This window comes from Roseomonas sp. FDAARGOS_362 (assembly GCF_002754815.1).
Lineage (GTDB): Bacteria > Pseudomonadota > Alphaproteobacteria > Acetobacterales > Acetobacteraceae > Roseomonas > Roseomonas mucosa.
Map to the genome: position 1 here is coordinate 3,192,475 of NZ_CP024588.1, position 13,998 is coordinate 3,206,472.

11 protein-coding genes are annotated in these 13,998 nt (G+C 71.4%); 8 read left to right on the forward strand and 3 right to left on the reverse strand.

Annotation, left to right across the window (positions count from 1 at the left end; genetic code table 11):
- From CTJ15_RS19130 to CTJ15_RS19165, 8 genes are all read left to right on the forward strand, one after another.
- A complete protein-coding gene (locus CTJ15_RS19130; protein WP_099781851.1) occupies positions 1 to 1,851 on the forward strand; it encodes a dipeptide/oligopeptide/nickel ABC transporter permease/ATP-binding protein in 1,851 nt (616 codons plus the stop codon).
- Positions 1,848 to 2,831 (forward strand): ABC transporter ATP-binding protein, encoded by a 984-nt coding sequence (locus tag CTJ15_RS19135; protein ID WP_099781852.1) that lies wholly within the window; start codon positions 1,848 to 1,850, stop codon positions 2,829 to 2,831. The genes CTJ15_RS19130 and CTJ15_RS19135 overlap by 4 nt, the downstream gene beginning before the upstream one ends.
- A 65-nt stretch (positions 2,832 to 2,896) precedes the next feature.
- Positions 2,897 to 3,721, forward strand: a complete 825-nt coding sequence (locus tag CTJ15_RS19140) for a creatininase family protein (RefSeq protein ID WP_226945986.1) — start codon at positions 2,897 to 2,899, stop codon at positions 3,719 to 3,721.
- 252 nt (positions 3,722 to 3,973) lie between these two features.
- Complete coding sequence (gene hydA, locus CTJ15_RS19145) at positions 3,974 to 5,428, forward strand: dihydropyrimidinase (protein ID WP_099781853.1); 1,455 nt, start codon at positions 3,974 to 3,976, stop codon at positions 5,426 to 5,428.
- A gap of 131 nt (positions 5,429 to 5,559) precedes the next feature.
- Complete coding sequence (locus CTJ15_RS19150) at positions 5,560 to 6,519, forward strand: GAF domain-containing protein (protein ID WP_099781854.1); 960 nt, start codon at positions 5,560 to 5,562, stop codon at positions 6,517 to 6,519.
- Positions 6,520 to 6,652: 133 nt separating this feature from the next.
- Positions 6,653 to 8,170, forward strand: coding sequence for an aldehyde dehydrogenase (gene adh, locus CTJ15_RS19155; RefSeq protein ID WP_099781855.1), 1,518 nt, complete (start codon positions 6,653 to 6,655; stop codon positions 8,168 to 8,170).
- An 89-nt stretch (positions 8,171 to 8,259) separates the two neighbouring features.
- A complete protein-coding gene (gene adhP, locus CTJ15_RS19160) occupies positions 8,260 to 9,291 on the forward strand; it encodes an alcohol dehydrogenase AdhP (protein WP_058389220.1) in 1,032 nt (343 codons plus the stop codon).
- Between the two features lie 50 nt (positions 9,292 to 9,341).
- A complete protein-coding gene (locus CTJ15_RS19165; protein WP_019460196.1) occupies positions 9,342 to 9,704 on the forward strand; it encodes a DUF779 domain-containing protein in 363 nt (120 codons plus the stop codon).
- A gap of 304 nt (positions 9,705 to 10,008) precedes the next feature.
- Here the strand turns inward: CTJ15_RS19165 and CTJ15_RS19170 are convergent, their stop codons facing one another.
- The 3 genes from CTJ15_RS19170 to CTJ15_RS19180 all read right to left on the reverse strand — a co-directional run bounded on the left by CTJ15_RS19170 (position 10,009) and on the right by CTJ15_RS19180 (position 13,871).
- Positions 10,009 to 11,523, reverse strand: coding sequence for an MBOAT family protein (locus CTJ15_RS19170; protein ID WP_075822555.1), 1,515 nt, complete (start codon positions 11,521 to 11,523; stop codon positions 10,009 to 10,011).
- 6 nt (positions 11,524 to 11,529) lie between these two features.
- Complete coding sequence (locus tag CTJ15_RS19175) at positions 11,530 to 12,567, reverse strand: hypothetical protein (protein ID WP_075822554.1); 1,038 nt, start codon at positions 12,565 to 12,567, stop codon at positions 11,530 to 11,532.
- Between the two features lie 335 nt (positions 12,568 to 12,902).
- Positions 12,903 to 13,871, reverse strand: a complete 969-nt coding sequence (locus CTJ15_RS19180; RefSeq protein WP_099781856.1) for a LysR family transcriptional regulator — start codon at positions 13,869 to 13,871, stop codon at positions 12,903 to 12,905.
- Positions 13,872 to 13,998: the final 127 nt, after the last annotated feature.

Sequence of the window (13,998 nt, forward strand, 5' to 3'; positions counted from 1 at the left end):
ATGAAGAAGCTCTGGCTTCCCGGCGCGGCCGTCGCGGTCATCATCCTGCTGGCCTTCGCCGCGCCGCTGCTCGGCCTGCCCGATCCGGTGCGGCAGGACATCACCCACCGCCTTTCCGGCCCCCTGGCCGGCAGCCCGCTGGGGCGCGACGAATTCGGCCGCGACGTGCTGTCCCGCCTGATCTGGGGGGCGCGCACCAGCCTCTCGGTTGCCTTCGCCTCCGCCATCACCGCCGGCATCCTGGGCACGCTGCTCGGCCTGGTCGGCGGCTGGTTCCGCGGGCTGGGCGAGATGCTGGCGGTGCGCAGCATGGACATCATCCTCTGCTTCCCGCCCGTGCTGCTGGCGCTGCTCGTCGTCACGCTGATGGGGCCGGGGGCAGGGACGCTGATCCTGGTCCTGTCCGTCCTCTACCTCCCCGGCTTCGCCCGCGTGACCTATGCCGAGGTCCTTTCGGCGCGCGAGCACGACTATGTGGAGGCCGTCCGCGCCCTCGGCGCTCCCACCGGCCGCATCCTGCTGCGCACCGTGCTGCCCAATGTCGCCGGGCCGATCCTGGTGCAGTTCTCGCTCGCCGTGGCCGCCGCCGTGGTGCTGGAAAGCGGCCTCTCCTTCCTGGGCCTGGGCGTGGTGCCGCCGGCGCCGTCCTGGGGCCTGATGATCCGCGGCGCGCGGGCCACGATGGAACAGGCGCCGCTGCTGCTGCTCTGGCCCTGCCTGGCGCTGACGCTGACCATCCTGGCGATGAACCTGCTCTGCGACGGGCTGCGCGACGCGGTGGACCCGCGCACCGGCGCCGGGCGGATGCGCCTGCGGGCGGTGGACCGCGTGCTGCCGGGCCTGCTGCCGCGCCGCGAGGAGGCGACGGGCGCGGTGCTGGAGGTGCAGGACCTGACCGTGGAGATCGCCACCCCGCGCGGCACGATCCGCCCGGTGGAGGGCGTCTCCTTCTCGGTGAAGCCGGGAGAGACCCTGGCGGTGGTGGGCGAGAGCGGTTCCGGCAAGTCGGTCACCGTCACGGCGGTGATGGGCCTGTTGCCGCCCGTCGCCCGCATCGCCCAGGGTGCCGCCTGGTTCGGCGAGCGCGACCTGCTGCGCCTGAAGGACGAGGAGCTCCGCAAGCTGCGGGGCGGCCCGATGGCGATGATCTTCCAGGACCCGATGAGCAGCCTGAACCCCGTCCACCGCGTGGGTGACCAGGTGGCCGAGGCGATCCTGGCGCACCAGCCGGGGCTGGGGGGCGCCGAGGCACAGAAGCGCGCGCTGGAGCTGTTCCGCCGCGTTGGCATCGCCGATCCGGAACGGCGCATGCGCGTCTTTCCGCACGAGATGTCGGGCGGCATGCGCCAGCGCGTGATGATCGCCATGGCGCTGGCCAACCGTCCGCGCCTGCTGATCGCGGACGAGCCCACCACCGCGCTGGACGTCACGGTGCAGGCGCAGATCCTCGACCTGCTGGCCGATCTCCAGCGGGAGACGGGCATGGGCATGGTCTTCATCACCCACGGCCTGGGCGTGGTGGCCGAGATCGCCGACAGCGTGGCCGTCATGTATGCCGGGCAGGTGGTGGAGCGCGGCAGCGTCGAGGCGGTCTTCCGCGCGCCGCTGCACCCCTATACCCGCGCCCTGCTGGCGGCGGTGCCGGAGGGCGAGCACCAGCCCGCCGGCATCCCCGGCGTAGTGCCGCCGCCGCATGCCTTTCCGGTCGGCTGCCGCTTCGCCCCCCGCTGCCCGCATGCCATCGCCGCCTGCGAGGCCGGGCCGCCCCCGCTGGAGGAGGCCCGCCCCGGCCGCGGCACGCGCTGCATCCGCTGGGCCGAACTCGGCGCCCTGGAGGAACAGGCGGCATGAGCCAAGCGTCCCTTCCGCTGGTCGAGGCCGACTCCCTTTCCAAGACCTTTCCCCCCAAGGGCGTCTTCCGCCGCGGCAGGCCGGTGCAGGCGGTGCGCCAGATCCATGCCCGGATCGCGCGTGGCGAGGCGCTGGGCGTGGTGGGCGAGAGCGGTTCCGGCAAGAGCACGCTCGGCCGCATGATGCTGGGCCTGCTGCCCGCCACCTCCGGCAGCCTGCGCTTCGACGGCAAGGAGATGGAGGACATCTCCCGCGCAGAATGGCGGCGCCTGCGCCGGCGCATGCAGATCGTCTTCCAGGACCCCTTTTCCAGCCTCGATCCGCGCCGCCGCATCGGCCCGCAGATCGCGGACGGGATGGACATCCACGGCCTCGCCTCCGACGCGGAGCAGGCGCAGCGCGTGGGCGAGCTGCTGGCCCGCGTCGGCCTCGACCCCGCCCATGCGCAGCGCTTCCCACACGAGTTCTCCGGCGGCCAGCGCCAGCGCATCGGCATCGCCCGCGCCCTGGCCACGCAGCCCGATTTCCTGGTGGCCGACGAGCCGGTGAGCGCGCTGGACGTCTCCATCCAGGCGCAGGTGGTGCAGCTTCTCTCCGACCTGCGGCGCGACCTCGGCCTGGCGATGCTCTTCATCAGCCACGACCTGCCCGTGGTGCGGCATCTCTGCGACCGGGTGATGGTGATGTATCTCGGCCGCGTCATGGAGGAGGGGCCGGCCGGGGCCGTCTTCAGCCGCCCGGCGCACCCCTATACACGCGCCCTGCTCTCGGCCACGCCGCGCCTCGACCCGAAGCACCGGGTCAAGCGCATCCTGCTGGCTGGCGACCCGCCCAGCCCCTCCAGCCCCCCTTCCGGCTGCGTCTTCCGCACCCGCTGCGCCCATGCGGTCGCGGCCTGCGCGGGCGACGTGCCGGCGCTGCGGCCCTTTGGCTCACCAGGACAGGCGGTGGCCTGCATCCGGGCCGAGGCGCTCGCCTGACGGCGCCCCGGCGCGCGCCGGGGCGCCGTCCATCCCTAGCCAGAACTGTCCAGGAGTGCGTGAGAGTGGCCACCAAGACGACGCCCAAGGTGCATATGGGCACGCTGACCGGCGGCGAGGGGCGAGAGGCCTACGCGAAGAATCCGGTCATCCTGCTGCCCATGGGCAGCCACGAGGACCAAGGGCCGCATGCCCCGATGGGCGACTACCTCCTGGCCGAGAAGATCGCGGAACTCGCCGCGCTCCGCGCCACCGAGCTCGGCACGCCCACCTATGTCGCCCCGGTCCTGCCCTTTGGCGGTGCCGACTGGTTCGCGCCGATGATCGGCGGCATCGCCATCACCCAGGCGACGCTGACCAGCGTGATCACCGACATGGTGGAGAGCCTGCACCGCAACGGGCTGACGCGGATCGTCGTGATCAACGGCCATGGCGGCAATGTCGGCCCGATCGCCGAGGTGGCGCGCCGCCTCTACGAGAGGGACAGGACCATCCTGCCGAGCCTCTACCTCTGGCGCATCGGCTACGGGCTGCTTCCCGGCCTCATCGGCGCGGAGAAGGCCAGGGCGGTGTCCGGCCATGGCGCCGACCCGCTGACCAGCATCGGCCTGCACCTCTTCCCGGAGCTGATCCGCCAGGACATGGTCCCCGCCGCCGCGCCGCTGAAGAGCGACAGCGTCCTGGGCCTGCCCTTCACCGGCCTGGGCTCCGCCAGCTTCGACGGCGCCGAGATCGGCATGCCCAACGCCTACGACGAGGTCTATCACGACGGCGTCGCCAAGGGTGATCCGAACCTCTCCTCCGCCGAGACCGGCGCCGCCCTGTCCGAGAAGCTGACCGACATCGTCGCCCGCTTCGCCGTCCACTTCGCCTCCCGCGTTCCGGCCTGATCGGGCCGGGGCCAGGGAGGGCTCTGCCCTCCCTGGAACCCACCCGCCAAGGGACGTTAGTCCCTTGGAACCCTGTGGGCGCTCCGCGAGGAGGGGTGATGGCCGGTCGGTCGCCAGTTGGCGCAACGGTGGTCGGAGCCCCTCCTCGCGGAGCGCTCATGGCGGGGTCTCGGGGGCATACTATGCCCCTGAGCGGAGGGTCCGGGAGGCAGAGCCTCCCGGTTCCCAGGCCCAATCCAAGGCAGAGGAACAATGACGGGATACGAGCTGGTGGTCCGGGGCGGCATGGTCGCGGCCGGGGGAGAAGCGCGGCGCTGCGACGTGGGCGTGCGGGCCGGGCGGATCGCGGCGGTCGGGGAGGACCTGTCCACGGAAGGGGCGGCGGTCGTCGAGGCGGACGGGCTGCTGGTGCTGCCGGGCGGGGTGGACACGCATTGCCATATCGAGGAGCCGCAGCCCGACGGCAGCATCCACGAGGAGAGTTTCACCACCGCCAGCCACTCGGCCTTCGCGGGCGGCACCACGACGCTGGTCTGCTTCACGCCGCAGTTCAAGGGCGGCGGCATCCTGGCGCAGCACCGCGCGAACCGGGAACGGGCGGCGCGCGGCATGATCGACCATGGCTTCCACCAGGTGATCACCGACCCGACGCCGGAGGTGATGCGGGCCGAGCTGCCGCAGGTGGTGGCGGACGGGGTGGGCAGCCTGAAGGCCTTCCTCACCTATGACCCGCTGCACCTGACGGATGCGGAGTTCCTGCAGGTCCTGCTCGCCGCGCGCCGGCACGGGCTGATGGTGCATGTGCATTGCGAGAACCACGACGCCATCCGCTGGCGGCAGCAGGCGCTTCTGGCGGCGGGGATGACCGCGCCGAAGTACCATGCCTGGGCGCGGCCCCCGGTGGTGGAGCGCGAGGCCACGCACCGTGCCATCGCGCTGGCGGAGCTGGTGGACCAGCCGATCCAGGTCTTCCATGTTTCCTGCGCCGAGGTGGCGGAGGAGATCGCCCGCGCCCAGGCACGAGGCCTCAAGGTCTGGGGCGAGACCTGCCCGCAATACCTGGTCCTGACCGCGGAGGACATGGACCGGCCGGGCTTCGAGGGCGCGAAGTTCATCTGCAGCCCGGCCCCGCGCCAAGCCGCCGACCACGAGGGCACCTGGGAGATGCTGCGCCGGGGCACCCTCTCGGTGGTTTCTTCCGACCATTGCGGCTTCTCCTTCGGGGGGGACCGGGGCAAGGCGAGGAACGGGCGCGACGCCTCCTTCGATGCTATTCCCAACGGCATCCCGGGCCTCGCCGCCCGCCTGCCGGTCCTCTTCTCCGAGGGCGTCTCGAAGGGGCGCATCGACCTCGCCCGCTTCGTCTCCCTCACCGCCACCGAGCCCGCGCGCATCGCCGGCCTCGCCCACCGCAAGGGCGCCATCGCCCCCGGCCTGGATGCCGACCTCGTGCTCTGGGACCCGGCGAAGGAGGTGACCATCACCAACGCCCTGATGCGGCACGCCATCGACTACACCCCCTATGAGGGGCTGGCGGTGAAGGGCTGGCCGGTCATCACCATCGCCCGGGGCGAGGTGGCGATGCGGGAAGGGGCGATGCTGGCCCGGCCCGGTTCCGGCCGCTGGCTGCCCCGCGACACCGGCGCGGTCGCCCGCCCCCTGGGGCACCTGCCGGACGGCTTCGAGGCCGCCCCGCCGCTGCCTTGACGGCCGGCCCCGGCCGAGGTGGGCCTCGCCCTTCCGGGGGCCTCCCGGAAATTTGTTCTTCCCTTCCCCGGGCGCGGCCGTGGTAGGGCTCTGGTTCCAGAGCAAGGCCCACTTGCCCGAGGGAGGAAAGCATGTCCGGTTCTCCGGCACGCGCGCATGCCGATCAGGTCCGTGCCGTCCTGCAGGACGGTGCGGCGGCGCGCTCCGTGGTGGCGGCCTCCTGGCGCCGCTCGATGACCCAGTACGGGCTGGACCCGGAAAACCACCGCGGCCCCTGGCGAATGACGGAAGCCGAGCTGCGCGAGGCGCGGGCGCGCATGGAGCCGCTGATCCAGCTCGCCCAGCCAAGCATGGACCGGCTGTTCCAGGCGGTGGGCGGGATCGGCTGCTGCGTACTGCTGACCGACCGCAACGGCGTGCCCGTGGAACGCCGCGGTGCCCCGGCGGACGACGCGCAGTTCCGCGACTGGGGCCTCTGGACCGGCACGGTCTGGAGCGAGGCGCAGGAGGGCACCAACGGCATCGGCACCTGCATCGCCGAGCAGCGTGCGCTCACCATCCACCGCGACCAGCATTTCCACACCCGCAATGCCGGGCTGAGTTGCAGCACCGTGCCGATCTTCGACGAGGAAGGCCGCCTCGCCGCCGCGCTCGACGTCTCCTCCTGCCGCGCCGACCTCACCGAGGGCTTCACCGGCCTGATCGCGACCGCCACCGGAGAGGCGGCGCGCCGCATCGAGGAACGCAACTTCCGCCGCGCCTTCCCGCGTGCGCGCATCGTGCTGGCCGACGACCGTGCGCCTGGCGCGCTGCTGGCCATCGATGCGGACGACCTGGTGATCGGCGCCACGCGCGCCGCGCGCCTGGCGCTGAACATCACCCCCGAGAAGCTGCGCCAGCCTCTGCCGGCGGCCGACGTGCTGGGCTCCGGCGGCCCGGCCACGGACCTGCTGCAGGCCGAGCGCAGCGCGTTGCAGCACGCCCTGGCGCGCGCCGGCGGCAATGTTTCCGCTGCCGCCGAGGCGCTGGGCATCAGCCGCGCGACGCTGCACCGCAAACTCCGCCGCCTCGGCCTGCGCGGCGCGAACTGAGCGGGCGCCTGTCGCAGAACTGCGACAGGCCCGGGATTCCGCGCATTCCAGGCAGGTGACAGGACGGGGGCGGAAGTCCCAGCTTATCCTCGATGCGATCCGCAATGCATGACGGATCGCAACGGAGGGAAGCATGACCAAGCTCGACGCCCTGCGCGTGACGGATTCCCCGTTCAAGCGGCGCTACGGCAACTTCATTGCCGGCCAGTGGGTGGAACCCGCCAGCGGCCAGACCTTCGCCAACACCTCCCCCGTCAACGGCCGCGTCCTCTGCGAGGTCGCGCGCTCCGACGCCACCGACATCGACCGCGCGCTGGATGCCGCCCATGCGGCAAAGGATGCCTGGGGCCGCACCAGCGCCGCCGAGCGCGCCCGTCTGCTGAACGCCATCGCGCAGCGCATGGAGGACAATCTCGACCTCCTCGCCCGCGCCGAGACATTCGACAACGGCAAGCCGATCCGCGAGACCACCGCCGCCGACCTGCCGCTCGCCATCGACCATTTCCGCTACTTCGCCGGCTGCATCCGCGCGCAGGAAGGTGCGTTGAGCGAGATCGACCACGACACCGTCGCCTATCACTTCCACGAGCCGCTGGGCGTCGTCGGCCAGATCATCCCGTGGAACTTCCCGATCCTGATGGCCTGCTGGAAGCTCGCCCCCGCGCTCGCCGCCGGCAACTGCGTGGTGCTGAAGCCCGCCGAGCAGACGCCGGCCTCGATCCTCGTGCTCGCCGACCTGATCGCCGACATCCTGCCGCCCGGCGTGCTGAACATCGTCAACGGCTTCGGGCTGGAGGCCGGCAAGCCGCTGGCGCTCAGCCCGCGCATCGCCAAGATCGCCTTCACCGGCGAGACGACGACAGGCCGGCTGATCATGCAGTATGCCAGCCAGAACCTGATCCCCGTCACGCTGGAGCTCGGCGGCAAGTCGCCCAACATCTTCTTCAAGGATGTCGGCGCCGAGGACGACGACTTCCTCGACAAGGCGATCGAAGGATTCGTGATGTTCGCGCTGAACCAGGGCGAGGTCTGCACCTGCCCGTCCCGCGCGCTGATCCATGAGAGCCTCTACGACCGCTTCATGGAGAAGGCGCTGAAGCGCGTCGGGGACATCAGGCAGGGCGATCCGCTCGACCCCTCCACCATGATCGGCGCCCAGGCCTCCAGCGAGCAGCTGGAGAAGATCCTGAGCTACATCGACATCGGAAAGCAGGAAGGCGCCGAGGTGCTGATTGGCGGCGAGCGCAACGTCCTGTCCGGCGACCTCGCGGAAGGCTTCTACATGAAGCCCACCGTCTTCCATGGCCATAACCGCATGCGCGTCTTCCAGGAGGAGATCTTCGGCCCCGTCGTTTCCGTCACCACCTTCAAGGACGACGACGAGGCGCTCTCCATCGCCAACGACACGCTCTATGGCCTGGGCGCCGGCGTCTGGACGCGGGACGCGAACCGCGCCTACCGCTTCGGCCGTGCCATCCAGGCCGGGCGCGTCTGGACCAACTGCTACCACGCCTACCCGGCCCATGCGGCCTTCGGCGGGTACAAGCAATCGGGTATCGGGCGCGAGAACCATCGCATGATGCTCGACCACTACCAGCAGACCAAGAACATGCTGGTCAGCTACAGCCCGAAGAAGCTCGGCTTCTTCTGAAGGGCTGTGAGGGGCGGTGCGGGATGTCCACCCCGCGCCGCCCGGGAACCGCAGAACCCTGAACAACCCCCGAGATTGGGAGAACGTCCATGGCCAGGACCATGAAGGCGGCGGTCGTCCGCGAGTTCGGCAAGCCTCTCACCATCGACGAGGTGCCCATCCCCGAGGCAGGGCCGGGGCAGATCCAGGTCGCCATACGCGCCTCCGGCGTCTGCCACACCGACCTGCACGCGGCGGAGGGCGACTGGCCGGTGAAGCCCAACCCGCCCTTCATTCCGGGGCACGAAGGCGTGGGCTATGTCTCCGCCGTCGGCGCGGGCGTGAAGAACGTCAAGGAAGGCGACCGGGTCGGCGTGCCCTGGCTCTACACCTCATGCGGTCATTGCCGGCACTGCCTGGGCGGCTGGGAGACGCTGTGCGAGGCGCAGCTCAATACCGGCTACTCGGTCAATGGCGGCTTCGCCGAATATGTCGTGGCCGACCCGAACTATGTCGGCCACCTGCCGCGCAACATCGAGTTCACCGAGATCGCGCCCGTGCTCTGCGCCGGCGTCACGGTCTACAAGGGCCTCAAGATGACGGAGGCCCGTCCGGGCGACTGGGTGGTGATCTCCGGCATCGGCGGCCTCGGCCACATGGCGGTCCAGTACGCCAAGGCCATGGGCATGCATGTCGCGGCGGTGGACATCGACGACGCGAAGCTCGACCTGGCCCGCCGCCTCGGCGCCAGCCTCACCGTGAACGCGCGGCACGAGGACCCGGCCGCGGCGGTGAAGAAGCACACCGGCGGCGGCGCCCGGGGCGTGCTGGTCACCGCCGTCTCGCCCAAGGCCTTCGAGCAGGCGCTGGGCGTGGTCGGGCGCGGCGGCACGGTGGCGCTGAACGGCCTGCCGCCGGGCGACTTCCCGCTGCCGATCTTCGACATGGTGCTGAACGGCATCACCGTGCGCGGCTCCATCGTCGGCACGCGGCTCGACCTGCAGGAATCCCTCGACTTCGCCGGCGATGGGCTGGTCAAGGCCACCGTCAGCACCGAGCCGCTGGAGAAGGTCAACGAGATCTTCGACCGGATGCACAAGGGCCAGATCGAGGGGCGCGTCGTGCTCGATCTCGCGGCATGATGGGCGGGGAGGGGGCCGCCCCCTCCCCACAACCCCGGAGGACCGTGCCCATGACCCAGGCAGACCCCAGGCCGGACCGCGTGCGCGCCACGCCCGCCGCGCTGGAGCTCCTGGCCGAGATCCAGGCGGATCACGGCCCGGTGCTGTTCCACCAGTCCGGCGGCTGCTGCGACGGTTCCTCGCCCATGTGCTACCCGCAGGGCGATTTCATCGTCAGCGAGCGCGACGTGCTGCTGGGCGAGATCGGCGGCGCACCCTTCTACATCGGCGCGGCGCAGTACGAGGCCTGGAAGCATACCGACCTGCTGATCGACGTGGTGCCCGGCCGCGGCGGCATGTTCTCGCTCGACAACGGGCGGGAGAAGCGCTTCCTCGTCCGCTCCTCCTGCACCATCCCGCCGCGCCGGGGCTGAGCGTGGCTGTTCCCGGGCGTTGCGCGTCCGGCCCGGGGGAAAGGTGCCACCTTTCCCCCGATACCCCCTATCCGCCAGGAAACCGAGTTTCCTGGACCTTCCATTCGCTGGCTGTTGCTGGCGCCGGATCACGCCGGAGAGCATGGCTCTCTGGCGACGGCCGCTGCAAGGCTGACGGCAACCATCTGGAACCAACTCCCCGGGTCCAGGGCGCGCAGCGTCCTGGCGGAGAGGGGGTCCGGGTGGAGAGGCAGCGCCTCTCCCCCGGGGCTGGCCACGAAGCGCCACGCCGGAACACCACGGATCAGAACTGGAAGTAGACGAACTCCCGCACATTCGCCATCAGCATCATGGCGAGCAGCAGGGCCATCGCCGCCAGCCCGCCGCTGACCGGACCCGGACGGAAGCGCGGCAGGCGGGCCGGGAGGCGCGCCTCGCGCCCATCCGGGGTGCCGTCCACGATCTCCTGCGAGTTCGGTGCCGCCAGCACCAGCACGCTGCCGAGCGCCAGCACCGCCAGCCCCCAGGAAAGCGAGATCAGCGCGCCGAGCCCGCCCAGGTGGTCGCGCAGCGCGGCGATCCCGCCATGCCGCAGCATCTCCAGCGCCGCCAGCGTTTCCGGCTGCACCAGCCCCCGCGCCCCCGCCATGCCGGACAGGACCGAGCCCGCCTCGGCCAGCCCGGGCGCGGCGAAGAAGACCCAGGCGAACATCACCGCCAGCAGCGTCAGCGCCCGTGCCGCCAGCGGGGACAGGCGCCGCCCCGTGCCGTTCCAGAGGTGGTTGACGACGAGGTAGCCGCCATGCAGCGCGCCCCACACCAGGAAGGTCCAGCCGGCACCGTGCCACAGCCCGCCGAGCAGCATGGTCAGCACGAGGTTGAGGTGCCGCCGCGCCGGCCCCTGCCGGTTGCCGCCGAGGGGGATGTAGACGTAGTCACGCAGGAAGCGCGACAGCGTCATGTGCCAGCGCCGCCAGAAATCGCTGATGGAGAGCGCCTTGTAGGGCGAGTTGAAGTTGTGCGGGAAGCGGATGCCGAAGATCCGCGCCAGCCCGATGGCCATGTCGGAATAGGCCGAGAAATCGAAGTAGAGGCCGAGCGAGAAGGCCAGCACCGCCATCCAGGCCTCGGCCATGCCCGGCTGCGCCGCCCCGGCGAAGACCGGCGTCGCCAGCGCGCTCACCGGATCGGCCAGCAGCATCTTCTTCACCAGCCCGGTGACGAAGAGCGCGAGTCCCGCCGCCGCGTCCTCGCTGCGGAAGCGGAAGGTCCGGGGCGCGCGGAACTGCGGGATCAGCTCGTGGTGATGGACGATCGGCCCTGCGATGAGATGCGGGAAGAAGGTGACGAAGAGCGCGTAGTCGAGCAGGCCATAGGCTTCGCTGCGGCCGCGGCCGCAATCCACCAGATAGGCGATCTGCACGAAGGTGTAGAAGGAGATGGCGAGCGGCAGCACCACCGCATCCAGAGCGAGGTTCAGCCCCGTCAGAGCGTCCAGGTTCCGCGCCAGGAAGCCCGCATACTTGTACCAGCCGAGCAGCAGCAGGTTGCCGCCGACGCCCAGCGCCACGAGCCACCGCGCCAGCCCGGGCCGGCGGTGCCGCAGCCGCAGGATGATCCGGCCGAGCGCGTGATTGGCCAGGATCGAGAGCAGCAGCAGACCCAGGAACTCCACGCTCCACCAGCCATAGAAGACCAGCGAGGCCAGCAGCATCCACAGCCGCGCGCCCTGCATCCCGGCGAGGCGCGCGCAAAGGAAGAAGCCCGCCGCCGTGGCCGGCAGGAAGCCCAGGATGAAGACATGCGAGTTGAACAGCATGGCCGGCTACTCCGCCGATCCGCCGGCGAGGCGGCGTTCCGCCAGGCTGCGCGCCAGATGCGCCGTGAAGTCGCGGTGGTTCGGGTAGAGCAGGTGCGCCGCATCGGCGAAGCGCGCATCGGGCCAGGGCAGGGCGCGCCCGTCGATCACGCGCCGGGCATCGCCGCCCAGCGCCGCCGTCACCGCCTGCGTCCAGCTCCGCACCAGCCGGCCCTGCGGATCGTGGAGCCGGCTCCATTCCGGCTTGGCCGGCAGCGTCGCCACCACCAGCGTCACGCCCCTGTCCGCCAGCATCGCATCGAAGCCGCGCAGCGCGGCGAAACAGTCGGGATCGAGCACCGGCGCCGGCTGGTAGGAAGCGGGGCGCACCAGGATGCTGGAGCCCAGCGGGTCGGCTATCGCATCCTCGGGGGAGAGCGAGGTGCCGCGCCAGCGGGCGAGCGCCTCCCGCGCCAGGTAGAGCGGGCGGAAGCCGGTGACATAGGGCAGCCAACCCGGCACCTGGCCGGCGAGATAGGCGCGGGCGAGATCCTCGTCCACGAAGGCGGCGTCCTGCGGGCCGCAGCTCTCGAAGTCGCGCGGCGCCATCACGGAGAGCACGGTGCGCAGCTGCGGCGCGCGTTCCAGCAGCAGTCCGGTGAGGAAGGCCGTCTGGTCCACATGCAGGAAGCAGGGCGCGGCGTTGTAGGCCCGCACCCCCGGCAGCCGCTGCTCCAGCAGTCCCATGTCGAGGTTGCGCCAAGTGACGGAGGAGCCGACCGCGATCAGCGTGCGGTCCTCCAGCGGTGCCTCCCGCAGCAGGGCGAGCTTGCCGTCGATGCAGTCGGTGGCCGCCAGCGGCGGGGGCGGCAGCAGCGCCTGGTAGGCCAGCGCCATGTGCAACCCGGCCAGCGCGCCGATCCCGCCCAGGAAGAGGCCCAGGAAGGCCAGCAGGAAGCGGCGCGCCGGGCGGCCGGCATCACGTTCCGGCCAGGGCGGGTGCGCGCCCCCGCGGACGGGACGGCCAAGGGAAGGGGATGACGGGGCGTAGCTGGTGTCGGCCATGGAAGGCCTCCAGTCGAGCGCCGTGCCAGGGCGGAAAAGCCGAGGCAGACGGGAGCGATGACGGGACGGTGCTTGTTCCCAAGCCCAGAGCGATGACGGCCCCCGCGATGTCTGCCCACGGCCCCGCCTCCAGCCACGCCCGTCCCCTTCCGGAGCGGCGAAGCGGCATGGGCGGCAACCTGTCGGTCGCGCGGGGAGGCGTCAGCGATCTAGGGCGGATTCATCATCGATTCGTCTTCAATTCCAGAAAACGGTTCGGAATTGAGAATACTCTGACTGTATGAAACCGTCTCGCCCAGCCCCTTCCCAGCCTATCACATTTTTGTGATCGAAGCCTAGGAGGCGTGCGCCTCTCGCTCCTCCGGGCCGGCCGTCTCGCCGCCCTTCGCCGCGCCTACCTCCCGCGCCACCGCCAGCAGCAGCCGGCGCAGCCAGGCATGGCCGCCATCCGCCTCGAAGCGCCGATGGAAGATCATCGACAGCCGCGTGTGCTGGATCTCCACCGGCACCGGCCGCAGCACCAGCCCATGCGCCTCCGCCATGCGGTGCGCGAGGCGGGCGGACAGCGTCATCACCATCCCGGTGCGCTTCAGGATCTCTGGCACCGCCGCCAGATGGGCCACCACCGCCCCCAGGCGCCGGGGATGCCCCGCCTTGCGCAGCGGCTCGTCCAGCGCCCCGTCGCGCGATCCGTTGGGCGAGTGCAGCAGGTGCGGGAAGGCGGCGAAGCGCTCCACCGTCAGCTCCCCCTCGCAGAGCGGATGGTCGGGCCGCAGCAGCACGCAGAACTCCTCCGGCAGCAGCCGCAGCCGCGTGTAGAGGCTGGGCGGTTCCGGCAGCACGCCGATGGCCAGGTGCACCGCGCCGGCTTCCAGCAGCGCCTCGGCATTGGTGCGGTCGCCATGGCGGATCGCCAGCAGGCAGCCCGGCGCCTCGCGCGTCATCCGCTCCAGCAGCGGGGGCGCCAGGATCGCCTCGGCATATTCGCTCATCGCCACGGGAAAGACCCGCTCGGACACCGCCGGCTCGAAAGGCGCCTGCGCCGCCAGGGTCTCGCGCAGCTTCTCCAGCGTCTCCGCCACCGGCCCGGCGAGCGACATGGCCAGCGCCGTCGGCTCCACTCCGCCCGGCGCGCGCAGGAACAGCTCGTCGCCCAGCATCGTCCGCAGCCGTGCCAGGGCATTGGACACGGCCGGCTGCGACAGGTTCAGCCGCGCCGCCGCCCGGGTGACGTGCCGCTCCCGTGCCACCGCGTCGAAGACGCGCAGCAGGTTGAGGTCGAGGTTGCAGGGATCCGCTGTCATGGCCGTGACGAGGTTGGGCGCTCGGCGCCGCCAGGGGAAGGGCCCCCGCCGCCGGACAGGCCCCCCGGCCGCCCCTCATGCCTCACACCTCCGGCGTTGCTCCGCCCCGGGCCGCCGGCCGCGGAGC

What these genes read in the sequence shown, in the direction of transcription:
- CTJ15_RS19135 (WP_099781852.1), top strand. Translation starts at nt 1,848, where the DNA reads ATGAGCCAAGCGTCCCTTCCGCTGGTCGAGGCCGACTCCCTTTCCAAG.
- adhP (WP_058389220.1), top strand. Translation starts at nt 8,260, where the DNA reads ATGGCCAGGACCATGAAGGCGGCGGTCGTCCGCGAGTTCGGCAAGCCT.
- adh (WP_099781855.1), top strand. Translation starts at nt 6,653, where the DNA reads ATGACCAAGCTCGACGCCCTGCGCGTGACGGATTCCCCGTTCAAGCGG.
- CTJ15_RS19150 (WP_099781854.1), top strand. Translation starts at nt 5,560, where the DNA reads ATGTCCGGTTCTCCGGCACGCGCGCATGCCGATCAGGTCCGTGCCGTC.
- CTJ15_RS19170 (WP_075822555.1), bottom strand. Translation starts at nt 11,523, where the DNA reads ATGCTGTTCAACTCGCATGTCTTCATCCTGGGCTTCCTGCCGGCCACG.
- CTJ15_RS19165 (WP_019460196.1), top strand. Translation starts at nt 9,342, where the DNA reads ATGACCCAGGCAGACCCCAGGCCGGACCGCGTGCGCGCCACGCCCGCC.
- hydA (WP_099781853.1), top strand. Translation starts at nt 3,974, where the DNA reads ATGACGGGATACGAGCTGGTGGTCCGGGGCGGCATGGTCGCGGCCGGG.
- CTJ15_RS19175 (WP_075822554.1), bottom strand. Translation starts at nt 12,567, where the DNA reads ATGGCCGACACCAGCTACGCCCCGTCATCCCCTTCCCTTGGCCGTCCC.
- CTJ15_RS19130 (WP_099781851.1), top strand. Translation starts at nt 1, where the DNA reads ATGAAGAAGCTCTGGCTTCCCGGCGCGGCCGTCGCGGTCATCATCCTG.
- CTJ15_RS19180 (WP_099781856.1), bottom strand. Translation starts at nt 13,871, where the DNA reads ATGACAGCGGATCCCTGCAACCTCGACCTCAACCTGCTGCGCGTCTTC.